This window comes from Exiguobacterium sibiricum 7-3, assembly GCF_000620865.1.
In the GTDB taxonomy this organism is placed as follows: Bacteria; Bacillota; Bacilli; order Exiguobacteriales; family Exiguobacteriaceae; genus Exiguobacterium_A; species Exiguobacterium_A sibiricum_A.
The window spans coordinates 1,043,780-1,068,578 of record NZ_KK211190.1; the positions used below are offsets into that span (position 1 = coordinate 1,043,780).

Annotated in this window: 25 protein-coding genes; 19 read left to right on the forward strand and 6 right to left on the reverse strand. The window is 45.3% G+C overall.

The window, feature by feature from the left end:
- Positions 1–24: 24 nt before the first annotated feature.
- The gene (locus P402_RS0106185; RefSeq protein ID WP_026827892.1) at positions 25–693 is read left to right on the forward strand and encodes a potassium channel family protein; all 669 of its coding nucleotides are present in this window, start codon (positions 25–27) and stop codon (positions 691–693) included.
- Between the two features lie 43 nt (positions 694–736).
- On the opposite strand, the gene P402_RS0106190 is transcribed toward P402_RS0106185, so the two are convergent.
- Positions 737–1,513, reverse strand: a complete 777-nt coding sequence (locus P402_RS0106190; protein WP_026827893.1) for a Cof-type HAD-IIB family hydrolase — start codon at positions 1,511–1,513, stop codon at positions 737–739.
- 170 nt (positions 1,514–1,683) lie between these two features.
- Here P402_RS0106190 and P402_RS0106195 point away from each other — a divergent pair, with 170 nt between their 5' ends.
- Both P402_RS0106195 and rnjA read left to right on the forward strand, forming a co-directional pair.
- Entirely contained in the window at positions 1,684–1,902 is a 219-nt protein-coding gene (locus P402_RS0106195; RefSeq protein ID WP_012370884.1) for a DNA-dependent RNA polymerase subunit epsilon, read from the forward strand.
- Positions 1,899–3,566 carry a ribonuclease J1 gene (gene rnjA / locus P402_RS0106200; protein ID WP_012370883.1) on the forward strand — a complete coding sequence of 556 codons (1,668 nt, stop codon included), beginning with the start codon at positions 1,899–1,901 and terminating at the stop codon, positions 3,564–3,566. Before P402_RS0106195 ends, rnjA begins: the two co-directional genes overlap by 4 nt.
- Before the next feature lie 50 nt (positions 3,567–3,616).
- On the opposite strand, the gene def is transcribed toward rnjA, so the two are convergent.
- Positions 3,617–4,156 (reverse strand): peptide deformylase, encoded by a 540-nt coding sequence (def, locus tag P402_RS0106205; RefSeq protein WP_026827894.1) that lies wholly within the window; start codon positions 4,154–4,156, stop codon positions 3,617–3,619.
- Positions 4,157–4,534: 378 nt separating this feature from the next.
- Here def and pdhA point away from each other — a divergent pair, with 378 nt between their 5' ends.
- From pdhA to P402_RS0106230, 5 genes are all read left to right on the forward strand, one after another.
- Entirely contained in the window at positions 4,535–5,617 is a 1,083-nt protein-coding gene (pdhA, locus tag P402_RS0106210) for a pyruvate dehydrogenase (acetyl-transferring) E1 component subunit alpha (RefSeq protein WP_026827895.1), read from the forward strand.
- A gap of 3 nt (positions 5,618–5,620) precedes the next feature.
- Positions 5,621–6,598, forward strand: coding sequence for an alpha-ketoacid dehydrogenase subunit beta (locus P402_RS0106215; RefSeq protein WP_026827896.1), 978 nt, complete (start codon positions 5,621–5,623; stop codon positions 6,596–6,598).
- Positions 6,599–6,697: 99 nt separating this feature from the next.
- Positions 6,698–7,996, forward strand: a complete 1,299-nt coding sequence (locus tag P402_RS0106220; protein ID WP_026827897.1) for a dihydrolipoamide acetyltransferase family protein — start codon at positions 6,698–6,700, stop codon at positions 7,994–7,996.
- A gap of 3 nt (positions 7,997–7,999) precedes the next feature.
- Positions 8,000–9,412, forward strand: a complete 1,413-nt coding sequence (gene lpdA / locus P402_RS0106225) for a dihydrolipoyl dehydrogenase (RefSeq protein ID WP_026827898.1) — start codon at positions 8,000–8,002, stop codon at positions 9,410–9,412.
- Positions 9,413–9,514: 102 nt separating this feature from the next.
- Complete coding sequence (locus P402_RS0106230; protein ID WP_026827899.1) at positions 9,515–9,823, forward strand: DUF3055 domain-containing protein; 309 nt, start codon at positions 9,515–9,517, stop codon at positions 9,821–9,823.
- Between the two features lie 51 nt (positions 9,824–9,874).
- Here the strand turns inward: P402_RS0106230 and P402_RS0106235 are convergent, their stop codons facing one another.
- Entirely contained in the window at positions 9,875–11,362 is a 1,488-nt protein-coding gene (locus P402_RS0106235) for an aminotransferase class I/II-fold pyridoxal phosphate-dependent enzyme (protein WP_026827900.1), read from the reverse strand.
- A 131-nt stretch (positions 11,363–11,493) separates the two neighbouring features.
- On the opposite strand from P402_RS0106235, the gene P402_RS0106240 reads away from it, so the two are divergent.
- The 3 genes from P402_RS0106240 (at position 11,494) to P402_RS0106250 (ending at position 13,107) form a co-directional block, all read left to right on the forward strand.
- Positions 11,494–11,766 carry a UPF0223 family protein gene (locus P402_RS0106240; RefSeq protein ID WP_026827901.1) on the forward strand — a complete coding sequence of 91 codons (273 nt, stop codon included), beginning with the start codon at positions 11,494–11,496 and terminating at the stop codon, positions 11,764–11,766.
- 234 nt (positions 11,767–12,000) lie between these two features.
- Positions 12,001–12,189, forward strand: a complete 189-nt coding sequence (locus tag P402_RS0106245) for a hypothetical protein (protein ID WP_012370874.1) — start codon at positions 12,001–12,003, stop codon at positions 12,187–12,189.
- Positions 12,190–12,327: 138 nt separating this feature from the next.
- Entirely contained in the window at positions 12,328–13,107 is a 780-nt protein-coding gene (locus P402_RS0106250) for an inositol monophosphatase family protein (RefSeq protein WP_026827902.1), read from the forward strand.
- Between the two features lie 18 nt (positions 13,108–13,125).
- Here P402_RS0106250 and P402_RS16990 read toward each other — a convergent pair whose 3' ends face one another.
- Positions 13,126–13,296, reverse strand: a complete 171-nt coding sequence (locus P402_RS16990) for a DUF5325 family protein (protein WP_012370872.1) — start codon at positions 13,294–13,296, stop codon at positions 13,126–13,128.
- 187 nt (positions 13,297–13,483) lie between these two features.
- On the opposite strand from P402_RS16990, the gene typA reads away from it, so the two are divergent.
- From typA to P402_RS0106270, 3 genes are all read left to right on the forward strand, one after another.
- The gene (gene typA / locus P402_RS0106260; protein ID WP_014970803.1) at positions 13,484–15,331 is read left to right on the forward strand and encodes a translational GTPase TypA; all 1,848 of its coding nucleotides are present in this window, start codon (positions 13,484–13,486) and stop codon (positions 15,329–15,331) included.
- Between the two features lie 27 nt (positions 15,332–15,358).
- Positions 15,359–15,712, forward strand: a complete 354-nt coding sequence (locus P402_RS0106265) for a YlaH-like family protein (RefSeq protein ID WP_012370870.1) — start codon at positions 15,359–15,361, stop codon at positions 15,710–15,712.
- A 141-nt stretch (positions 15,713–15,853) separates the two neighbouring features.
- Positions 15,854–16,903: a PQQ-dependent sugar dehydrogenase gene (locus P402_RS0106270; protein WP_026827903.1), complete on the forward strand. Its 1,050-nt coding sequence runs from the start codon at positions 15,854–15,856 to the stop codon at positions 16,901–16,903.
- 28 nt (positions 16,904–16,931) lie between these two features.
- On the opposite strand, the gene P402_RS0106275 is transcribed toward P402_RS0106270, so the two are convergent.
- Positions 16,932–17,135: a YlaI family protein gene (locus tag P402_RS0106275; protein WP_026827904.1), complete on the reverse strand. Its 204-nt coding sequence runs from the start codon at positions 17,133–17,135 to the stop codon at positions 16,932–16,934.
- A gap of 116 nt (positions 17,136–17,251) precedes the next feature.
- Here P402_RS0106275 and P402_RS0106280 point away from each other — a divergent pair, with 116 nt between their 5' ends.
- Both P402_RS0106280 and P402_RS0106285 read left to right on the forward strand, forming a co-directional pair.
- Positions 17,252–17,704, forward strand: a complete 453-nt coding sequence (locus P402_RS0106280) for a hypothetical protein (RefSeq protein ID WP_026827905.1) — start codon at positions 17,252–17,254, stop codon at positions 17,702–17,704.
- A gap of 39 nt (positions 17,705–17,743) precedes the next feature.
- Complete coding sequence (locus P402_RS0106285) at positions 17,744–19,060, forward strand: PhoH family protein (RefSeq protein WP_026827906.1); 1,317 nt, start codon at positions 17,744–17,746, stop codon at positions 19,058–19,060.
- Between the two features lie 77 nt (positions 19,061–19,137).
- On the opposite strand, the gene P402_RS0106290 is transcribed toward P402_RS0106285, so the two are convergent.
- Positions 19,138–19,599 carry a hypothetical protein gene (locus tag P402_RS0106290; RefSeq protein ID WP_026827907.1) on the reverse strand — a complete coding sequence of 154 codons (462 nt, stop codon included), beginning with the start codon at positions 19,597–19,599 and terminating at the stop codon, positions 19,138–19,140.
- Between the two features lie 122 nt (positions 19,600–19,721).
- Here P402_RS0106290 and P402_RS0106295 point away from each other — a divergent pair, with 122 nt between their 5' ends.
- The 3 genes from P402_RS0106295 to P402_RS0106305 all read left to right on the forward strand — a co-directional run bounded on the left by P402_RS0106295 (position 19,722) and on the right by P402_RS0106305 (position 24,776).
- Positions 19,722–20,000 carry a YlaN family protein gene (locus tag P402_RS0106295; RefSeq protein ID WP_014970798.1) on the forward strand — a complete coding sequence of 93 codons (279 nt, stop codon included), beginning with the start codon at positions 19,722–19,724 and terminating at the stop codon, positions 19,998–20,000.
- Positions 20,001–20,077: 77 nt separating this feature from the next.
- Positions 20,078–21,349 carry an FtsW/RodA/SpoVE family cell cycle protein gene (locus P402_RS0106300; RefSeq protein WP_026827908.1) on the forward strand — a complete coding sequence of 424 codons (1,272 nt, stop codon included), beginning with the start codon at positions 20,078–20,080 and terminating at the stop codon, positions 21,347–21,349.
- A complete protein-coding gene (locus P402_RS0106305; protein ID WP_026827909.1) occupies positions 21,342–24,776 on the forward strand; it encodes a pyruvate carboxylase in 3,435 nt (1,144 codons plus the stop codon). The genes P402_RS0106300 and P402_RS0106305 overlap by 8 nt, the downstream gene beginning before the upstream one ends.
- The last annotated feature ends 23 nt before the right edge of the window (positions 24,777–24,799 follow it).

Consider the following 24,799-nt stretch of genomic DNA (forward strand, 5'->3'; position numbering starts at 1 on the left):
CAGAATTGTGAAGGAGAGTTGAACATGAATGGAGAGTTCGCAGTAATTGGTTTAGGTCGGTTCGGAGGTTCGATTGTCCGGGAACTATCAAAAAATGGATATGACGTTTTAGCGATTGATTCGGATGAAGAACGTGTCAACGAATATATGGGGATTGCGACGCATTCTGTCATTGCGGATACGACGGATGAGAACGTCTTAAAGAGCCTTGGGATTCGCAATTTTGACCATGTCATCGTTGCGATTGGTGAAAACATTCAAGCGTCGATTTTGACGACTTTAATTTTAAAAGAACTTGGTGTCCAATCGATTACCGTGAAGGCGACGAATGATTATCATGAAAAGGTATTACGAAAGATTGGGGCCGACTTCATCGTTCACCCTGAACGGGATATGGGGGTCCGGATTGCGAATGGGTTGATGAGTTCGAATATTTTAGATTATCTCGATTTGTCACAAGAATTCTCGATCGTCGAAATCAAAGTCAGTGATCGGATGGCAAATCAAACATTGATCGACCTGGACTTACGTAGTAAGTACGGTGCAAACGTCGTCGCGATCAAGCGGGGCGAAACCGTCATGATTTCATTACAAGCAGATGAATTGATTGAAAAAGGGGATTATCTTGTCGTCATTGGCGAAAATGATGACTTGGATCGTTTGGAACGCGCCATCCATAAAGTGAAAAATTAATATCTAAAAAGGCTGAGGAGTCATTCCCTCGGCCTTTTGGGTACTAAATGAGTTGGAATTCTTTCAGACCGTGTTCGATGCCGTCTTCTAGAATGTGTTTGGTGACGAAATCAGCGGCTGCTTTTGTTTCAGCAAGACCATTTCCCATCGCGATACCGGTTCCGACATAACGTAACATTTCTAAATCATTCAACGCGTCTCCGAATGCAAACGTATCTTCGCGCCGGATATTCGTCAGCTTCAGGAATTGTTTGATGCCATCCGCTTTTGATGAACCGACATTGATGACATCCATCGCATTCGGATGCCAGCGGATGAAGTCGAAGGCTTGGTAATTTTGAGTGTACTCGGCTTCTTCTTCAGCGGTACAATAGACAAGCGTTTGGAAGACGTCATGTGTCGTAAACGCCTGATCATTAAAGACCGGCAATGGAATATCCAGTTCACCAAGTGATTCTTGGACTAACTGATCTGATGGCTTGGTTGAAAAGCCTTGTGTTTCACCTAAATAGACAAGTGTATGACCATTTTTATGTGCTCGAGCGGTCAAATGCTTGAGATCTGCAATCGGTTGCGGACGTCTGTAAATGACTTCGTTTTGATGAACGACGATTTGACCATTGTAACCAATGATCGTATCGATGTTGAGCAGTTCGCGCACACCGGATAACATCGCCGGACCACGCCCGGTCGCGATGGCTACATAAACACCATTCGCTTGTAATTGTTTAATTGCCTGTTTGGTCGACTCGGGAACAAAATGACCATCGTGAAGTAAGGTTCCATCGATATCGAAAAAGACGACTTTCTGATTTGCCATGGTTTCACCTTCTCTTTTTAATTGGCTGTTCAGCCGGATACATGTGGAATTATAGCATAGCGTTAACGTTTACGCCGACCTTGGATTAGGAATAGGATGAAAAAATAGTAGGATATCGTGTATACTAATCTAAGGACAAAAAACAATGGACTGATAAGGAGTTGCTAAACATGATTTTTAAAGTATTTTATCAACCGCTTCGTTCGGAAGCCCCGGTACGGGAACGGACAGAAGTGATGTATGTTGAGGGAGAGAACATTCGTGAAGTGCGAACAGCGATTGATCACCTCATCAAAGAGATCAATGTCGAATTCATCCGTGAGTTAAGCGGCGAATTCCTGGAATATGAAAAACTAAGCCCGGATTATAAGGTTGAAACGTTCGCATGAAGTTCGTTAAAAACCATCAAGCAGCCGTTTTCGCACTCGGTGGCTTAGGAGAAATCGGGAAGAACACGTACGTCGTTCAATTTCAAGATGAGATCATCGTCATCGACGCCGGTGTCATGTTCCCGGAAGATGAATTACTTGGGATTGATTACGTCATTCCGGATTACACGTATTTGATCAAAAACAAAGACAAGGTAAAAGGTGTCTTCATCACCCACGGTCACGAAGACCACATCGGGGGACTGCCATTTTTACTCAAACAAGTCAACTTACCAATCTATGCTGGGAAAATTGCACTTGGTCTCATTAAAGTAAAACTCGAAGAACACGGTTTATTACGGACGGCCGAGTTACATGAGATTGACGAGGATTCGATCATCAAATTCCGTAAGACGAGCATTTCGTTTTTCCGGACGACACACTCGATTCCAAACTCGTTTGGCGTCGTCGTCAAGACACCGCAAGGCAACATCGTCCATACCGGCGATTTTAAATTCGATTTCACACCAGTCGGAGAACCTGCTGATTTAACGAAAATGGCGGAACTCGGCAAGGAAGGTGTTCTCTGTCTGCTGTCTGACTCGACGAATGCCGAGATTGAAGGATTTACGATGAGTGAACGTGTCGTCGGAGATACGATTTCTAACATCTTCCGCAAAGCAGAAGGTCGGATTATCTTTGCGACATTCGCCTCGAACATCTATCGACTGCAACAAGTCGTCAATGCATCGGTCGAAGCAGGGCGTAAAATCGTTGTCTTCGGACGAAGCATGGATAAGGTCATGATGATTGGACAGGAGCTTGATTTTATCAAAGCACCAAAAGGGACAATCATCGAACCGAACGAGATGAAACGATACAAATCGAACGAACTGACAATTCTTTGTACGGGTTCACAAGGAGAGCCTATGGCAGCCCTTAGCCGGATCGCCAACGGGACACACCGTCAGATTTCAATCATTCCGGATGATTTAGTCATCTTCTCGTCTTCTCCGATTCCAGGAAACGTTGTTTCCGTTGGAAAAACAATCAATCAATTGTACAAAGCTGGTGCAGATGTCATGTATGGCAAGTTAAATGACATCCATACATCAGGTCACGGTAGTCAACAAGAACAATTGCTGATGCTCCGTCTCTTGCAACCGAAATACTTCATGCCGATTCACGGAGAGTACCGGATGTTGAAAAAACACATGTCGCTTGCAATGGACGCCGGTGTACCAGAAGAAAACTGTTTCGTCATGGATAACGGTGAAGTCTTGGCACTTGATGCCAATGCAGCCGCCATTACCGGTAAAATCCAAGCGAATGCCGTCTATGTAGATGGAAAAGGAATTGGAGATATTGGGAATATCGTCCTGCGTGACCGACGGATTCTTTCGGAAGAAGGTCTCGTCGTCGTCGTCGTGACACTTGATTCTAAAACCAATCGTCTTGTTTCAGGGCCGGATATCATTTCACGCGGATTCGTCTACATGCGTGAATCAGGTAACTTGATCAAGGATGCGGAACGCTTGTTGAAGCGTTCACTTGAGCAATCTTTGGCAAATCGAAACACCAAATGGACGGATATCAAGCAAGTCATCAATGATACATTGACACCGTACTTGACTGAAAAAACTCAACGTCACCCAATGATCATGCCGATCATCATGGAAGTATAAATAAAAAGGGCATTTCCGTATATTGGAAATGCCCTTTTTGTTGTTTCTTATTAAAGTGATGAACCATAGTCCTTGAACGGCTCTTTCGGATCGATTCGATCGTAAAACATGATGCCGTCCAAATGATCATATTCGTGTTGGCAGACGACTGCTTTTAATCCTTTTAATCTTAATTTTACAGGATTTCCGTTATGATCGATGCCAGACAGGGTAATACGCATATAGCGCGGTACATGGCCTTCGACTTCCCGGTCAACGGACAAACAACCTTCACCGCCGGCAAGATATGTTTGTTCAACGGAATGACTGACGATTTTAGGATTGTAGATCCCGAACTCGAGAATATCATCTCCGTCTTGCAGACGAATGGCAAACATCCGTTTGTTGACTCCGATTTGGGGAGCCGCCAGCCCGATTCCGCTACGTAAATCATATTTTTCAGCTAACTCGTCGTCCTGACTATTGGCAAGATACTCCATCATCAGACGCATCGTTTCTTTATCTTCCTCACTGAGGGGGAAGGTAACATCGACAGAGCGTTCGTGAAGCGAAGGAACATCTTCTCGAACGATCTCATTCATGGTAATCATGAACAACACCCCTTTCATCTAGAAAAATTATAGCATATCAAAGGAGGAATATTAATAACTAACACAGTTGTGAAATGATGAATAGTACAGAAGTAAAGCCGTTCTTTGAATGTGATGTCATTCACAAGAACATCCGCTAAAAAAAATAAAACATTTCCTTTGATTTTATGGGTGTTACAGTTTTATACTTGTAACGTAATGAACAAGACATGCTTTCGTGTCTAGTCATGTTAATACAGTTTACTCAACTGGATAGGTACACAGATATATGTTCAAGAAAAGGTCATACGGGACTTCATTTTTTGAACACTATTGGTATGTGAGCAAATCAGTCAGAGGAATATTTCGCTGAGCACAGTGAAAGGATGAGGTGAAAAGATGAACTTAAACATGTTTAAAAACGTGGAAGAAAACTTTGAAACATTCCGCATTCTGGATGAAAAAGGTGAAGTCGTCAACAAAGACGCTATGCCGGATCTTTCAGATGAAGAACTTACGGAATTAATGCGTCGTCTCGTTTACACACGTATCTGGGATCAACGTGCAATCTCACTCAACCGTCAAGGACGTCTTGGTTTCTATGCGCCAGTCGCTGGACAAGAAGCGTCAATGATCGGAACACAATTTGCTTTAGATAAAGATGACTGGATTCTTCCAGGATACCGTGATATCCCGCAAATGGTGTTCCACGGTTTCCCGCTTTACAAAGCATTTTTATTCTCACGCGGACACATTACAGGCGGTAAGATTCCTGAAGGTGTTAACGTCTTAATGCCGCAAATCATCATCGGCGCACAAATCGTGCAAGCTGCCGGTGTTGCACTCGGTCTTAAGAAAAGTGGAAAAGAACAAGTCGCAATCACGTACACAGGTGATGGCGGATCATCACAAGGTGACTTCTACGAAGGTATGAACTTTGCCGGAGCATTCAAAGCACCTGCGATCTTCGTTGTCCAAAACAACCGCTTTGCGATTTCGACACCGGTTGAAAAACAATCGATGGCGAAAACAATCGCTCAAAAAGCTGTTGCAGCGGGTATCAACGGAATTCAAGTTGACGGAATGGATGTTCTTGCCGTCTACGCAGCAACAAAACAAGCTCGTGTTGAAGCACTGAACGGTGTACCGACATTGATCGAAACACTCACATATCGTTACGGACCGCATACACTTGCTGGAGATGACCCAACACGTTACCGTACAAAAGATATGGACGATGAGTATCAAGCACAAGATCCACTCGTTCGTTTCCGTGCATTCATGGAAACAAAAGGTCTTTGGAACGAAGACAAAGAAAACGAAGTCATCGAACAAGCGAAAGCGGATGTAAAAGAAGCACTCGCTCAAGCGGATAAAGAACCAAAACAAAAAGTAACAGACTTCATCAACGTGATGGCTGAAAAGTTACCACAAAACCTGCAAGAGCAGCTTGATGAGTATACAGCAAAGGAGTCGAAATAACCCATGGCACAAATGACGATGATCCAAGCGATCACTGACGCAATGCGCGTCGAGATGAAACGCGACGAGCAAGTTCTCTTGTTCGGTGAAGACGTCGGTAAAAACGGTGGGGTATTCCGTGCGACAGAAGGTCTTCAAGACGAATTAGGCGAAGACCGCGTCTTCGATACACCACTTGCCGAGTCTGGTATTGGTGGTCTTGCAGTCGGATTCAGCTTAACTGGTTTCCGTCCAATCATGGAAATCCAATTCTTCGGTTTCGTATTCGAAGTATTTGATTCTGTAGCAGCACAACTCGCACGTTTACGTTACCGTTCAGGCGGCACGTACAGTGCACCTGTAACAATCCGTTCACCATTCGGTGGCGGTGTTAAAACACCTGAGCTTCATGCAGATAACCTGGAAGGATTAATGGCTCAGTCACCAGGACTTAAAGTCGTCATCCCTTCAACTCCGTATGATGCAAAAGGTCTTTTGATTGCATCAATCCGTGATAACGACCCAGTCGTTTTCCTTGAGCACATGAAACTGTACCGTTCATTCCGCGGTGAAGTGCCAGAGGGCGACTACACGATCGAACTCGGAAAAGCAGACATCAAACGTGAAGGTACTGACGTTACAATCGTAACGTACGGTGCAATGGTTCACGCATCATTGAAAGCTGCTGAAGAGCTTGAAAAGGAAAACATCAGCGTTGAAATCATCGACTTGATGACAATCAGCCCGATTGACATCGATACAATCGTTGAATCAGTTAAGAAAACGAACCGTGTTGTCGTTGTTCAAGAAGCTCAAAAACAAGCAGGTGTGGCTGCAATGGTCGCAACTGAAATCCAAGAGCGCGCAATTCTTGACCTCGAAGCACCAATTCTTCGTGTCACGGCACCTGACACAATCTTCCCATTCGCACAAGGTGAAGATGCGTGGCTTCCGGACCACAAAGATATCGTTGAAAAAGTGAAAACTGTTTACAATTTCTAAGAGTGAACCGGAAAAAGAGGAGAGAGGTAATTCTCTCCTTGCTTCCGTTTTAAAGATAACAATTGACCAGAAGAGTGAAATAAAAGGAGGCCAATTCAAATGGGTTTATTTGAATTCAAATTACCGGATATCGGTGAGGGTATTCACGAAGGTGAAATCGTAAAGTGGTTCGTTAAAGCAGGCGACACAGTCAAAGAGGATGACATTCTTCTTGAAGTACAAAACGATAAAGCAGTCGTTGAAATTCCATCACCAGTTGATGGCACAGTCAAAGAAGTAAAAGTCGACGAGGGTGTCGTAGCCGTCGTTGGTGACGTATTGATCACGTTTGATGTGGAAGGCGAAGGTTCAGCTCCTTCTGAAGAAGAAGCACCAGAGCAACCTAAAGCAGCAGACAATGCGAAAGACGTCCAAGACACAGACAAAAAAGTCGAAGACAAACCAAACGAAGTTCAAATCCATAAATCAGAACGCGTCATCGCAATGCCTTCAGTGCGTAAATATGCACGTGAAAAAGGTGTCGATATCCGTGAAGTTCAAGGTTCTGGTGACAACGGTCGCGTTGTCAAAGAAGACATTGATGCATTTGCAAACGGTGGACAAGCTTCAACTGCACCAGCAGCAGAAGAAAAAGCACCGGCAGCACAAGCTTCAGCATCTAAGTCTGAAGTGAAACCGTATGTTGCAGCTCAACCTGAGCTTGAAACACGCGAGAAGATCAAAGGAATCCGTAAAGCGATTTCGAAAGCAATGGTCAACTCGAAACATACAGCACCACACGTTACATTGATGGATGAAGTCGATGTTACGAATCTTGTTGCACTCCGTAAAAACTTCAAAGAAGTTGCGGCAGCACAAGGTACGAAATTAACGTATCTTCCATTCGTTGTGAAAGCATTGACAGCAGCGGCTAAGAAATACCCTGCAATCAACGCATCAATTGACGATGTGAACGAAGAAGTCGTTTACAAAAACTACTTCAACATCGGTATCGCAGCAGACACAGACAACGGTCTTGTTGTACCTGTCGTCAAAGATGCAGACCGTAAATCAATCTTCGGATTAGCAGATAACATTAATGATCTTGCTGGTAAAGCACGTGACGGTAAACTTTCTGGTGACGAAATGAAAGGCGGATCGATCACAATCACGAACATCGGTTCTGCTGGCGGACAATGGTTCACACCTGTCATCAACCACCCAGAAGTTGCAATCCTCGGTATTGGTCGTATCGCTGAAAAAGCGGTCGTCAAAAACGGCGAAATCGTTGCAGCACCAGTACTTGCTCTTTCATTCAGCTTCGACCACCGTCTCATCGATGGTGCTACAGCACAAAACGCGCTTAACTTGGTTAAACGTTTGTTAAATGACCCACAACTTCTCATTATGGAGGGATAAGCAATGGTAGTAGGTGAATTCGCACAAGAAACAGATTTACTCGTAATCGGGGCTGGCCCTGGTGGTTACGTCGCTGCAATCCGCGGTGCGCAACTCGGACTTAAAGTAACAGTCGTCGAGCGTGAAAACGTCGGTGGTGTTTGTTTGAACGTCGGATGTATCCCATCAAAAGCCTTGATTACAGCTGGACACAACTTCCAACATGCAAAAGGTTCAGATTCAATGGGAATCACATCTGAGAATGTCGCAGTCGACTTCTCAAAAGTTCAGTCTTGGAAACAGTCTGTCGTCAACAAATTGACTGGCGGTGTTGGTGGCCTTCTTAAAGGTAACAACGTCGAGACAGTCGTTGGGGAAGCTTACTTCCAATCTGAAGATACAGTTCGTATCATCAATGAAGATTCTTCTACACCTTACAAATTCAAAAAATGTATCATCGCAACTGGTTCGACTCCAATCGAACTTCCGGCTTTCAAATGGTCAAAACGCGTCCTTTCTTCAACAGGCGCATTGAACCTTCCTGAACTTCCGAAAAAACTCATCGTCATCGGCGGCGGATACATCGGAATGGAGCTCGGAACAGCGTATGCTAACTTTGATACTGAAGTTGTCATCTTAGAAGGAACAAAAGATATCCTTTCTGGATTCGAGCCGGCAATGACGCAAGTCGTCAAGAAAAAGCTCAAACAAAAAGGCAACATCACGATTCACAACGAAGCACTTGCACAAAGTGTTGAAGAGACAGAAGAAGGCGTGAAAGTTACGTTTGAAGTCAAAGGTGAAACACAAACTGTCGAAGCGGACTACGTCCTCGTCACAGTTGGTCGTCGCCCGAACACATCTGATCTCGGTCTTGAAATGGCAGAAGTTAAAGTCAGCGAACGTGGACTCGTCGAAATCGACGATCAGTGCCGTACGTCGAACGAAAACATCTATGCTATCGGGGACATCGTTCCTGGACCGCCACTTGCACACAAAGCTTCATTCGAAGCAAAAATTGCTGCTGAAGCTGCTGCTGGACACCCGGCATACCTCGACTACAGCGCGATTCCTGCGGTTGTCTTCACAGACCCAGAACTCGCAACAGTCGGTTATACAGAAGCGCAAGCAAAAGAAGAAGGTCTTGATTACCTCGCTTCTAAATTCCCTTACGCTGCAAACGGACGTGCTCTTGCACTCAACGAGCCAGACGGCTTCTTGAAAATGATCACACGTAAATCAGACGGTCTCTTGATCGGTGCTCAAATCGCTGGTACAGGCGCATCTGACATGATCGCAGAGATGGGACTTGCAATCGAGTCTGGAATGACTGCTGAAGATATCGCACTCACAATCCACGCGCACCCTTCACTCGGTGAAATCGCAATGGAAACTGCTGAAGTTGCAATCGGTAGCCCAATCCACATCATTAAATAATCAAGAAAACCTTAAGCGGGGAGCCGACCGCTTAAGGTTTTTTTGTTTCGTTTAACCTTTCTTTAAAACAGGAAAAGGATAAAAAAGAAAGGGTGAGACACGATGGAATCGCAATTATCGCCACTCGAAGAACTGTATCATGTCTCAGAAACGGATAAAGTCAGGTTTATCGGTGTGACGACGGAACAAGCACGGTACGATTTTGGTGTCATCTTTACCAAACAATTTTTTGGGAAGATGCTAGTCGTCAGTCTCACGAGCGGGCGCGCTGCATTACTCGATCACGCAGATGTATTGGATTCAGAAGCCTTGCATCGATTACTTGGCATTGATGCCATCGATGCCGAGACAGTAGGGGAATTTCTAGCGACGCTGTTGCCGTACACTCCGAGTTACGAACAGGCAGACTAAAAGACCGCAACTGCTTTTTAGCAGTTACGGTCTTTTGTTTAGGCACGATATTTAACGAATCGCATTCGATTGTTGAATGACTTTGATCGTCTCGAGTGTGTGATCTTCCAGTCCTTGAACAGGAAGACCGGCTTCGATGTTTTCTTTGATATACGCTAAGTTGTCAGTCGTAATCATTTCACCCGGAATAAAGATTGGGATACCGGGTGGATAGACCATCATGAACTCTGCCGAGATCCGTCCAACAGCATCAGCAAGTGGAATCGTTTCTGTTTCTTCATAAAACGCATCCCGCGGACTGAGAGCGAGTGCTGGAATGTCAGGCAAAACGATGGAGTGGGATGCTGTTTTAGATCCCGTATCCCGATGACGTTCTACGAGAGCAGCCATTCCTGCAAGCAAGGCATCAATCGTCTCTTCCGAATCACCAGAAGTGATGATCAACAAGATGTTGTTTAAGTCTGACAGTTCGACTTCAATCCGGTGTTCTTCCCGTAAAAATTCTTCGACGAGATGGCCGGAAATGCCAAGTCCTTTAACGGAAATCAACACTTTTGTCGGATCGAAGGCAAATGTCGCACTAGAATGCAAATCCGATTCACCAAACACGGCGAGATAAGGCAATTTCGCGAGTCCCATCCGCATCCGTGTCGCAAGTTCGAGCGCACGACGGTTCATTGCTTCTCCGTTAATCGCCAGATGGCGGCGGGCGCAGTCGAGTGATGCCAATAATAGATAGGAAGTGGAGGTCGTCGTCAACATCGACAGGACGGCCTGGACTTTATCCGGTGAGACGAGTCCGCGACGGACATTCAAGACGGAGCTACCGGTCAGCGATCCTCCTAATTTATGAACACTTGTCGCAGCGAGATCTGCACCTGCCTGCATCGCAGACAGCGGCATATCATCGTGGAACGCAATATGAACGCCGTGTGCTTCGTCGACTAGTACAGGGATACCTTTACCATGGGCAAGCGTAACGATGCTCTCTAAGTCACCTGCGACGCCAAAGTATGTCGGGTTGATAACCAGGACGGCTTTTGTGTCCGGGTGAAGACTGAGAGCACGCTCGACGGCACTTGGCGTAATACCATGAGCGATGCCAAACATTTCATCAAACTCGGGGTGAATGAAAATCGGGTGCGCTCCAGAAAGAACGATAGCCGACATGACCGATTTATGAACGTTCCGGGGAACTAAAATTTTATCGTCCGGACCGACGACGCTCATGATCATTGCCATGATGGCGGTCGAGGTTCCCTGAACGGAGAAAAATGTTTCGTCTGCATGGAAGGCTTGAGCTGCTAATTGATGAGCATCCTTGATGATTCCTTTTGGATGATGTAAATCATCGAGCGGCGCGATATTGATTAAATCGATATCGAGCGCATTTTGACCGATGAATGATCGAAAAGCAGGATCCATTCCTTGGCCATTTTTATGACCGGGAATATGAAATTGAATTGGTTGACGTTTCGCGTGCGCAAGCAGCGCATCGAATAAAGGTGTATCGAGCTGTGTTAAGCTTTTTGTTTGCACCAGATTTCCCCCCTTAAAACCGAATAAAAAACAATCAAACAAGCTAACTATAACAAGTTTTCATGAGGTTGCAACTGTTTTATGTTCGATTTCGTTGTAAAATAGGAAGCGTCAAGAAAGGAAGTGTCACAATGGCGGTCAATTATCCGATTAATCCGGACTGGTCTACGGACGAAATCGTTACAGTCATCCAATTTTTTAATATTGTTGAAGAGGCTTACGAAAAAGGGGTCGATCGTACTGTCTTTTTAAATGCCTATCAAGCGTTTAAAACCATCGTCAATTCAAAATCGGAAGAAAAACAGCTTGATCAGTTTTACTTTGAAGAAACAGGATGTTCGAGCTACCGTGCTGTACAACAAGCGAGAAAACAAACAGATGCCTTGTTGCGTTTGAAAAAGTAACGAAATCCGCATCGTCAACCAGCCCCTTTTCTGACAGTTCAGAAGAGGGGCTGGTTGTTTAGAAAAAACAAAAACTGGTTATATACTACATACAAGACGATATCGTACAACTGTAAAATTTAAAAATAGATACTTTACATCTAAGTTGAATCGTACTATTATGGATTCAATCCACTAATTAGTCGCAATTGTCTGATAACTAAGTTTTTTATCCCGCGAAGGAGTGTGGTTACTGTGAAACAAGTGATCGAAGCATACAAAAGAAAAGATGCAGAAAAACGCATTCCTGTATTGCGCCTTGAGATCGATTATGAACTTGCGACATTACATGATGCAATCGTAGCAAGTGATACGGAAGCGATGGGTGCCAGTAAGGAACGTCTTGAAAAATACCGCCAAGAGATGGTTCGTCTTGAAGCGTAAACAAGATGATATCTTTTAAAATAGAATAAACGATAATAAAATAATCCCAAAATCAACCAGCGAAATTTTTGTTGGTTGATTTTTTTTGTTATCATGAGAATGTAGGACGGTCTGAAAGAGACGGAAAGGGTGAGTCGGATGCAAGGGATTGAGTTACATGCGATCGATCTAATCAAGCGGGCGGGCAAGTATATTCGTCAAAAGATGGATCAAGCGTATCATATAGAAGAAAAAACAAATAAAAGTGATCTCGTCACAGAAATTGACCAACATGTCGAAGATTTATTGATTCAAGGAATTCTGGATCGATATCCTGATCATCATGTGTATGGAGAGGAAGGACGAATCGTTCGTCCGGATACATTAGAAGGAACGGTCTGGTTCGTCGATCCGATTGACGGGACGATGAACTTCATCCGTCAAAAACGCTTATTCGCGATCTCGATTGCCATTATGGTAGAAGGGGAACTGCGTTACGGGTTCGTCTATGATGTGATGGCCGATGAACTGTTTCATGCCATCAAAGGACAAGGGGCTTACGAAAACGGTATTCGACTCGCACCCATCAAGGAGAGACCGGTCAAAGAAGCCATTATTTGCATGAATGCGACATGGGTGACAGCGAACCGGCGAATCGATTCTAATCTACTCGCGCCACTTGTCCGTGATGCGGTCGGTGTTCGGGCTGTCGGTGCTGCTTCGCTGGAACTTGCCTGGGTCGCGGCGGGACGTGTCGACGGTTACATCACGATGCGGAATATGCCGTGGGATTATACAGGTGGACAAGTATTGATCGAGGAACTCGGCGGACGTGTCGGGACGATCGAGGGGACAGAGATGACGTATCTTGAACAAACGAGTGTACTGGCAGGAAGCCGTCAATTCGTTGAAGACGTGTTGACATACGTGCAAAAATAAAACGCCCGTAGAGGGCGTTTAGGCTTGTTTACGTAAACGAGCTTTCAAGACGAAGCCAACTCCCATCGTCCCGATGGTCAAAAGAAGTGAGACGACAATCATGAGTACGTTTTGTTCCGCAATAAAAATACCGATGGCTGCCATCGAACCAACTGCGATGATGGCTAACAATAAAAAAAGAATCCGCATTTGTCATTCCCCCCTCACGATACATGAACTCGTCTTTAGTTTAGCGTGAATCAGGGACAATGAAAAGGCTTTCGCTGTCATCTTCAATCGAAGTGATTGCCAACTACTAGTCAACCTGTGCTATACTCTTAAAGTTGACCGAAAGTATTAATGGATTATTTAAATGAACAGAAAGAGGTACACACCTATGACAACAGTAGTAAGAAACGATTTACGCAACGTCGCGATCATCGCCCACGTTGACCATGGTAAAACGACACTCGTCGATGAGCTTTTAAAACAATCTGGAACATTCCGTGCGAATGAACTAGTCGAAGAACGCGCAATGGACTCAAATGATATCGAGCGTGAGCGCGGAATCACGATCCTTGCTAAAAATACGGCAATTGATTACAAAAATACACGCATCAACATCGTTGATACACCAGGTCACGCCGATTTCGGTGGTGAAGTAGAACGTATCATGCGTATGGTTGACGGCGTTATCCTCGTTGTTGATGCTCGTGAAGGCTGTATGCCACAAACACGTTTCGTATTGAAAAAAGCACTTGAACAAGGTCTTCAACCAATCGTCGTCGTCAATAAAATTGACAAGCCGATGGTTCGTCCACTCGAAGTTGTTGACGAAGTCGTCGACCTCTTGATTGATCTTGGAGCAGATGAAGATCAACTCGAATTCCCAGTCGTTTATGCATCGGCAGTCAACGGCTCAAGTTCATTTGACCCTGAACTTGAAAATCAAGAAGATACAATTACAAACGTTCTTGACTTGATTCTTGAACATACTCCGGCTCCTGTTGACAACAGCATGGATCCATTACAATTCCAAGTTACGATGCTTGACTATGATAACTATCTTGGTCGTATCGGAGTAGGACGCGTTTTCCGTGGAGAAATCAAAGTTGGAGACAGCGTTTCGCTTTCTAAACTTGATGGATCAATCAAAAACTTCCGTGTTACGAAATTATTCGGATACTTTGGTCTGAAACGTGTTGAAATCGAAGCTGCAAAAGCTGGAGATTTGATCGCAATCGCAGGTATGGAAGACATCAACGTCGGTGAAACGGTTTGCCCGACTTCACACGTCGATCCACTCCCATTACTTCGTATTGATGAGCCGACTCTTCAAATGACGTTCATCGTCAACAACTCGCCATTCGCTGGTCGTGAAGGTGACCTCGTCACTTCGCGTAAAATCGAAGAGCGTCTTGAAAAAGAGCTTGAAACAGACGTTTCACTCCGTATCGAAAACACAGATTCACCGGACCGCTGGATCGTATCTGGCCGTGGTGAGCTTCACCTCGGAATTTTGATTGAAAACATGCGTCGTGAAGGATACGAAATTCAAGTATCTAAACCGCAGGTAATCATCAAAGTTGAAGACGGCGTCAAAGTTGAGCCGTTTGAGCGCGTTGTCATTGATACACCTGAAGAATATACAGGTGGCGTCATGGAATCGATCGGTCTCCGTAAAGGTGAACTGACGAACATGCAAACAATGGATAACGGACAAACAAAAATGGAATTCATCGTTCCTTCACGTGGATTGATCGGATACCGGAATGAATTCTTATCTGCAACACGCGGATACGGCATCATGAACCATACATTCGAAGAATACCGTCCGTTCATCAACGCGGATATCGGTGGACGCCGCAGTGGTGTTATGGTCTCAATCGAAGCTGGTAAAGCGACTGCATATGCGATTTCTGCACTTGAAGACCGCGGAACGATCTTCATCGAGCCAGGCCTTGAAGTTTACGAAGGAATGATCATCGGTGAATGTAACCGTGACGTCGATCTCGCTGTTAACGTTGTTAAAGCGAAGCAATTGACGAACATGCGTGCATCTGCGAAAGATACAACAAACGTTCTTAAACGTCCACGTGTCTTCTCGCTCGAAGAATCATTAACATTCTTGAATGAAGATGAGTACTGTGAGATTACACCGCAATCAGTTCGTCTTCGTAAACAAGTATTGAACAAAAACGAACGTGAAAAACAAGACAAGCGTCGTCGTCTTGGTAAAGACTGAGCTCTTAACACGTAAGGGGGACTGGCAATGACTGCACAACCTGCCGTTGCTTCTGATTTCTCAAAATTTGATATTCCCGCCGTTGCGAAGTTGCTTGGTGTGGGAAGTGACCCGAATAACTTGAGTGCCGGCTTCAATGCACTGATGATTACGGTCGTCATCTTGACGTTAATCGTTTTTAAATTAGGTTTTGCGAAAGAGTTAGCCTGGTGGAAATCGCTGATTGTCTATTTGTTGCTTGCGGTGTTCTCTGCCGCTTTAACACTTGTCTTTTGGACATGGCCGATTCCTGAAGTATTGCTTGCGATGGTCGTCATTCTCGGAATTTACCGATTCCGGATGTGGATGGTCAAACGTGAGCGAGAACGAACCGCTTCTTGATCGTAAATCAACTAAAAAAAGTTCCGTTTCCTTTTGGAGACGGGACTTTTTTTGTGTGAAATGAAGTGAAATGCGTTCCGTGTTCGATTTCAGGAATAGTTTACGGCAGGTTCGGGAAAAAAATAGCAAGAGGTGATAGATATGATCAACCGAAAATGGGGCATTCCATGTGGTCTTGCTGTTATTTTAGCCGGATGTTCAGAAACGACGACCGAAGATTCGTCGAAATCGGTTCCGAAAACATCGGAGTCGGTCAAAAGCAATATCATTTTCGAAAATTTAAGGATTCCGTGGAATATTGAAAAAAACCAACAGATATTTTATATTACCGAACGGGAAGGGACGATTGTAAAAGGGACTGAAGGCAAGTACAGCCGGATGGATCTCGAATTGAACGAACAGGTCGTTGCGGAAGGGGAAGGCGGACTCCTCGGTATGGCGCTCGATCCAGACTTCAAAGAGAATCAAACCGCGTATGTCTATCATACGTATGAGAAGGATGGCGCACTTTGGAATCGAGTCATTGAGATTAAGGAAGAGAAGGAATCATGGAAAGAGCAACGGGTATTGCTTGATGCGATTCCAGGAGCATCGATTCATAACGGCGGCCGAATCGAAATCGGACCGGATGGATTATTATATGTCACGGTCGGAGACGCGGCAGTCCCCGAGAACGCTCAAAAACTCTCTTCTTTATCCGGGAAGATTCTTCGTATGAACCTTGACGGTAGCCCAGCGAAAGAGAATTTAAAAGAATACGTCTATAGTTATGGTCACCGGAATCCACAAGGATTAGTCTTTGTCGACCAAACGTTGTACGCAACGGAACACGGACAGAGCGGACATGATGAAATCAACCGGATTGAACAAAAAAACTACGGTTGGCCATTGATTGAAGGGACAGAAAAGCAGCAAGGATTAGTAACCCCTTGGTATGAAGTGGGTGAAAATTCAGTTGCGCCGAGCGGAGTAGCCGAACAAAACGGGAAACTGTATTTCGGGACACTGGTTGGTCAGAGTCTCCAGTCAATTGAAACGTCGACCTCTAAAGTAGAGCTACTCGTGACGGATCGGGGACGTATTCGAGACGTGATGGCGGACGGAAAACGACTGTATTACGTGACGAACAATACGGATGGACGAGGCAATCCTTCGGACAAAGACGATGTTCTTGTTCGTCTCGAACCGTAAAAAAACTACTTTGATCGTCAAAGTAGTTTTACCATCTTTTTTTAGTTGTCGCCCAGGTCGGATACAGGTTGAATTTTCCTGTTTCTTGCCTCTCAACGGTCCGCTTTGTGACACGTTCATGACATTCATCGCATATGTAGACGCGTACCGGTTTATTTCGCAGTCTTTTTGCTGTGAAGGACCAGTCGTCGATGGTTTCTCGTTTATCGCAGATGGTGCATTTGACACGCATGGGAGGTCCCCCTTTTTTTCTTAGTATATCATATTTAAGAATTGTTCAACTTGAAAAAGGGATGCGAATATCGGATATCGAATAGTAATAAAATAAGGAATAGAGGGGGTGGTACCATGGCAAATAAAGTGGAACATCGTCTGAGTGAACAGCAGATGAAGGCATTAACAGATTTACCGCTCGTGTTTTTAATCACACATGATCAGAGCAAAAGCTGGCCGATTACACATGCCATCAGTTGGGTGTATGCAAAAGACGAAACAACAATTCGCTTTGCGATTGAAGCAGATTCATTACTTGTCAAAACGTTAGCTGACCATCCTGTTTTTACACTTATTTTCTTTGCTGATCAGTCGACGTACAGTTTAACATGTACGGATGTCGCAGCCTGGGAAACGACAGCACGCTTACCGTTAAAGGTAGCGCTCTATGAAGGACAGATAAAAGAGGTCCGCGATATCTTATTCTACGGAGCCGCTGTGTCGGACCGGCCGCGTGTGCATAAAACGTATGATGAAGCAGCCGCGCTGCAACTTGATCAACAAATTCAAGACATTTTAAAAGGATAACATTCATCAAAACTCGACTCTAAAGGAGCGAACGATGGAATGAAAAAAATATATGTGCTCGATACCAATGTCATGCTACATGATCCATTGTCTCTGTTTCAATTTCAAGAGCACGATGTCGTGATTCCGGCCATAGTCTTAGAAGAACTGGACGGAAAAAAACGAAATATGGATGAAGTCGGTCGAAATGCCCGGGAAACGGCACGGATTTTGGATCAATTGCGGGAAACCGGACACCTCCATGCCGGTGTTCCACTCGGGAACGGCGGAATTCTTCGGGTCGATATCGGAGATTCCATCAGTGAAGTTTCACCATTCACACATGAATCAAACGACAACAAGATTCTCGAACTGGCCTGGTCAATTCACCGGGAACAAAAAGAACAGCAAAGTGGACGAGATGTCATCCTGGTCTCAAAAGATATCTTAGTCCGGGTCAAAGCGGACGCTTATGGATTAGTTGCGGAAGATTACTTGACGGATCATATTGCCGATCTGACCGGACTATATACGGGTTTTGTTGAACTGATCGTCGATCAAGAATACATCGATGCGTTTTATCAAGATAAACGATTATCGGTCGATGTTCTTCCGGAAAAAGTGCATCCGAATCAATTCGTCATTTTAAAGAGTAATGTGTCGAAAGCTTCTGCGATTGCCGTCGTCGATCAGGAATTGCCGATCATCCGATCGTTATCACTCGATATCGATCAAGTCTGGGGCGTCGTTCCGCGGAACGTCCAACAGCGGATGGCATTTGAACTGTTGCTTCGAGATGATGTGCCGCTTGTCACACTCGTCGGGAAAGCGGGAACCGGAAAAACTTTACTGGCACTCGCAGCGGGGCTGTTACAAGTCGAAGACGAACACCGGTATAAAAAATTAGTAGTTGCTCGTCCGGTCGTACCGATGGGGAATGATATCGGATACTTACCGGGAGAGATGGAAGAAAAACTCCGCCCTTGGATGCAACCGATCTATGATAACTTGGAACATTTATTCAATACGAGTTCCGGTGATGAACTAGGAAACATTTTGGCGGGGATGAAATCGATTCAACTGGAAGCTCTGACCTATATCAGAGGACGGAGTATGCCGGGGCAATTCATCATCATCGATGAGGCGCAGAATCTGACAAAACATGAAGTGAAAACGATTTTGACCCGTGTTGGTGAAAATTCGAAAATTGTTTTAGTCGGTGACCCGCAGCAAATCGATCATCCGTACCTGGATGAATATTCAAACGGATTGTCTTATGCAGTCGAGCGGTTGAAAGGTGAAAAGATGACGGGGCATGTCAAACTCGTCAAAGGTGAGCGGTCAAACCTGGCTCGATTGGCAGCGGATTTACTCTGAGCAAACCCAACAAAAAAGCCGTTTCTGTTTCCTTCATGTTAAGAAGGAACAGAAACGGCTTTTTCATCATTTTTTGATTATACTACAGTGATACGGGTCACAGAGCGGACGATTTGATCACGGTAAAGCAGATGGACAGGACCATCGCTTAACACTTTTCCGTCTTTTGAAAACTGTAAGTACAGTTCCGGTAACGTACTCAAAGCGATTTCAACCGTTTCCGTTCCTTCGAACCGTAAGGCGGCTGCACCTTCGAGCGGCTCGGCATTTTGGATGAAAGGCGCAAGCGACATGGCGAATGTTCCACGCAAGGCGGCGTCTTTTTCTTCGCGTGTCATCGGTTTGTTGTGATCAGTCCGACTGCCTTCCGTAATTCCTTTATCCCAAGCAGCCCCCATCTTGGCATAATAGGCTTCTTGTGCGTTATCACCGACTTCTTTCCCAATGTGGTCGACTTCAATCTTCCGTTCATCAAAGATCCAAACCGTCGGGTCGATCGTGAGTGGGTAGCGGACGTTACCTGTAATCGGAAAAATCATCATTATTCCCCCTAAATGTATGAGTCGTGCAAATCCATTATACCGAAACGTTGAATTGTTGGCGAAAGTAAGGTAAAGTTTAGCTATAACAGGAACGCGTCATTTGATGAGGAGGGATTGGATTGTCAACTGAAATCGGGACAGTTCATCGCCAGCGCGCTCTTGAGCTACTAGAAGCGGATGCCCACAAAATCCGCCGGTTGATCGAGGTCCAGCTTGCGAATTTAACGATGCCACAATGTCCTCTGTATGAGGAAGTATTGGATACACAAATGTTCGGATTGTCACGCCAAATTGATTTTGCCGTTCGTCTCGAACTGATTGATGCGAGTGAAGGAAAACAATTACTCGACTCACTAGAACAGCAATTATCTGATTTACATGATGCGGAGACGTGCTGATTTTCTACTCAAACGTGAAATGCGGCGTTTGGGTATTTTTTTTTAGAACTAGGAATTAGAAAAAGGACGTGTACATAATGCAATCGAAGTTTAAGGAAAAACGTGCGTTTTTTGATTATCGCCTCTTCTTCACGATGCTCATCTTGATGGCAATCAGTACGGTGATGGTTTACAGCGCCAGTGTCTGGAACGGTGGCGATTACGCAAACACCTCATTTTTTGAGAAACAATTGATGTTTGATGTGATGGCGATTGCTGTCTTCTTATTTGTCGCCCATCTGAATCATGAGATTTTCCGAGGACCATTGGTACGGTTGGCTTTATATGTCATCACGTTCGGTATGTTGACGGCAACGCTGTTTGCTACACCGTTGAACGGGGCGCGTGCCTGGTTGAATTTCGGGATTTTCTTGATTCAGCCGATCGAGCTGTGTAAATTTGTTCTCGTCATCGGTCTTGCCAACTATTTTGATCAAAAGCATAAAGGACAGATGAATGGTGTGATTGGAATCGTCCACCACTTCATTCATCGTCAAATCGCACCGGATTCATCCGGCAAGCGGATTTTGCTCAGTTTCACGGACTGGATTTTGATTCCAATGCTCGTGTTACTCGCCCCTTATGCCATGATTATCCGGATGCAACCGGATGATGGCGGGTTATTCATTTTACTTTTGATTACGGCGATGATTTGGTTTGCAGTCGGGTTGCCACCCGGTTACATCGCTGTAGGGTTTGTCGGTGTCGGGTTAGTAGGCGTATATGCCTGGAACAATTTTTCCGCCAACCAGATGGAACGAATCAATGCCATCTTCAATCCCTTCCTGGACGCGGAAGGAAAAGGGTATCAATTGATTAATTCGGTCATCTCGATTGCCCACGGAGGATTTTTTGGAGTTGGTTTAGGAAATAGTTTTCAAAAGTATGGTTATCTGCCGGAACCGGAGACCGACTATATCATGTCGATTATCTCGGAAGAACTCGGATTCGTCGGAGTCCTGATTGTGCTGGGGCTGTTATTCTTTTTAATGTGGCAAGGTGCGCTCATTGCCCGGCAATCGGCTTCAATCTACTCGAGCATGGTGGCATTCGGCATTTCGTCCATCATCTTTATTCAAACCGGTATCAATATCGGAGCGATGTCCGGTCTGTTTCCGGGGACCGGTGTGACGTTACCGTTCATCAGTTACGGCGGGTCTTCGCTTCTCGTCATGAGTACGATGCTTGGTGTCGTGGCAAATATTTCGATGCAAAACAAGCACCGGATAGCGTATCATAAAGAAGTACAGGAAGCACGAAAGATGAGTGCTACGAGTTCATTACCTAAAGGGGGAGCATCAGTTGACTAAAATCAAAAAGATTCTTGTAGCCAACCGCGGAGAAATCGCGATTCGCGTATTCCGTGCGGCAACCGAACTTGGGATTCGGACAGTCGCTATTTATTCACGAGAAGATAAGGGATCGCTTCACCGATATAAAGCAGATGAAGCATACCGAATTGGCGAGGGGAAAAAGCCGATTGAAGCGTATCTTGATATCGAAGGAATCATCGAGACTGCGAAAAAAGCAGAATGTGATGCGATCCATCCCGGGTACGGTTTTTTATCAGAAAATATTGAACTCGCTACACGATGCCGCGAAGAAGGCATTATTTTCATCGGTCCTCGAGAAGAACATCTCTATAGTTTTGGCGATAAAGTCCGTGCGCGGACGACTGCCATCGAAGCCGGATTACCTGTTATCCCGGGTACGGATGGTCCGATTACATCAATTGATGAAGCGTATGCTTTTGCTGAAAAAGCCGGCTATCCATTGATGGTCAAAGCTTCTTTAGGCGGCGGCGGACGCGGTATGCGTGTCGTCCGGACCGAAGAAGAATTACCGGACATGATTGAACGGGCAAAATCGGAAGCCTTAAAAGCATTCGGCTCAGACGAAATCTACGTTGAGAAATTGATTGAACGTCCAAAACATATCGAAGTTCAAATCATTGGAGATGCCCATGGCAACATCGTTCATTTGTTCGAACGTGATTGCTCAGTGCAACGCCGTCACCAAAAAGTCGTCGAAGTTGCTCCGTGTGTCACGTTATCAGATGAGGGACGCCAAAAGATTTGTGATGCAGCTGTCACATTGATGAAGCACGTCGGCTATGAGAATGCTGGAACGGTTGAATTTTTAGTGACACAAGACGAGTCGTTCTATTTCATCGAAGTTAATCCGCGTGTTCAGGTCGAACATACGATTACGGAAATGATTACCGGAATCGATATCGTCCAGACACAAATCCGAGTCGCAGAAGGGGAATCACTACATAGTAAATTAGTGGGTATTCCTGCACAAGAAGAGATTCAAATGTTAGGTTTCGCCATTCAAAGCCGGATTACATCAGAAGATCCGGAAAACGGCTTCTTGCCGGATACGGGCAAAATCAAGGCTTACCGTTCACCAGGTGGTTTTGGCGTTCGTCTCGACGGTGGAAACGCGTATGTCGGAGCTGAGATTTCGCCTTATTACGATTCTTTACTCGTTAAGATTTCGACACATGGCTTAACCTATGATCAAGCCGTTGCGAAAATGAGCCGTAACCTAAGTGAGTTCCGAATTCGAGGAATTAAAACCAATATTCCATTCTTAAGTAATGTGTTGAAACATCATGCGTTCATCAGTGGAGATTACAATACGTCATTTATCGATGATACAAAAGAATTGTTCATCTTCCCGAAACGACAAGACCGTGGAACGAAGTTGCTGACGTATATTGGAGAAGTGTCTGTCAACGGCTTCCCTGGAATCGGAAAGATCGAAAAACCGATTGCCCGGGACGTCCGGATTCCGAAAGACTTGCCTGCTGACTATCAAGCAGGAGCAAAAGCGATTCTTGATGCGGAAGGACCACTTGGTGTCATCAACTGGTTAAAAGCACAAGAGCGTGTTCAATTGACGGATACGACATTCCGGGATGCCCACCAATCCTTACTTGCGACGCGGATGCGGACGAAGGATTTAATCGCCATCGCGGAAGCGGAAGCCAAACTGCTACCGGAACTCTTCTCAGTGGAAGCTTGGGGTGGAGCAACATTTGATGTGGCATACCGGTTCCTGTCAGAAGATCCGTGGGTACGTTTGATGCAGTTGCGCGAAAAGATGCCGAACGTCTTGATTCAGATGTTGTTACGCGGAGCCAATGCGGTTGGTTATAAAAACTATCCGGACAATGTCATTCATGCCTTCGTCAAAGAAGCAGCGCAAGCCGGTGTCGATGTGTTCCGTATTTTCGACAGCTTGAACAATCCGGAATCGATTCAGTTGGCCATCGATGCCGTCTTGCCAACTGGGAAAATCGCAGAAGCGGCAGTTTGTTATACAGGCGACTTGTTCGATGCGAATCGTCCGAAGTATCATCTTCCGTATTACGTCAAACTGGCGAAGCAGCTTGAAGCCAGTGGTGCTCATATCATCGCTATTAAAGACATGGCGGGACTATTAAAACCGGAAGCTGCTTACGCTTTGGTTTCGGCATTAAAAGATGCCGTCGATTTGCCGATTCATCTGCATACGCATGATGCAAGCGGAAACGGAATTTACACATATGCCCGGGCTGTCGATGCCGGTGTCGATATCGTGGATGTCGCAGCTTCAAGCATGGCGGGTCTGACGAGTCAGCCTGCCGGAGGAAGCTTGATTCATGCACTGAGCGGTCATAAACGTCAGCCGCTCGTGTCTGTCCAAAAATTCGAACAAGTATCGGACTATTGGCAGGATGTACGCCACCTCTATCAAGCGTTTGAACTTGATATGTTAGCACCGAATCCGACCGTCTATGATCACGAGATGCCGGGCGGTCAGTATTCAAATCTTCAACAACAAGCCAAAGCTGTCGGACTCGCGGATCGTTGGTCTGAAGTCAAAACGATGTATGCCCGTGTCAACATGCTGTTCGGCGATATCGTTAAAGTTACGCCATCTTCAAAAGTCGTCGGTGATATGGCCTTGTTCATGGTTCAGCATCATTTGACAGAACAAGATGTATTAGAACGTGCCAGCAATCTCGACTTCCCGGATTCTGTCGTCGAATTGATGAAAGGGGAGCTCGGTACGCCACCAGACGGTTTCCCGAAACAAGTTCAAGCGGCAATCCTCAAAGGCGTCGAGCCATTGACGGAGCGTCCTGGGAAAATGATGGAGCCACTCAATTTTGACGCCATCAAGCATGAACTGTTCGAGAAACTGGAACGTCCGGTGACGGAGTTCGATGCCTTAGCGTATGCTTTGTATCCGAAGGTATTCCTGGATTACAGTTCGTACGTCGCACGATATGGTGATATTTCGGTTCTCGATACGAGCACGTTCTTCCACGGCATGCGTCTCGGGGAAACGATTGAGGTTGAAATCGAGCGCGGAAAAACGTTGTACTTGAAGTTGATTCAAATTGGTCAACCAAACGATCATGGTGTCCGTGTCATCTACTACGAGATGAACGGTGTGCCGCGTGAAGTCGAAGTAAAAGATATCAGCATTAAGGAAAGTTCATCGAGCCGTCCGAAAGCCGATCGTTCGAATCCGAAACAGATTGGGGCTTCCATGCCGGGTAGCGTCTTGAAAGTCCTGGTTGAACCTGGAACGCGGGTTCGCAAGGGAGAGCAGTTGCTTGTAACGGAAGCGATGAAAATGGAGACGACGATTCAAGCACCTGAAGACGGTGAGATTAAATCGGTCCATGTCAAAGAAGGCGAAGCCATCGCGAGTCAAGATTTATTGATTGAATTTATTTAACACACAAAACGTAAATAGCATAA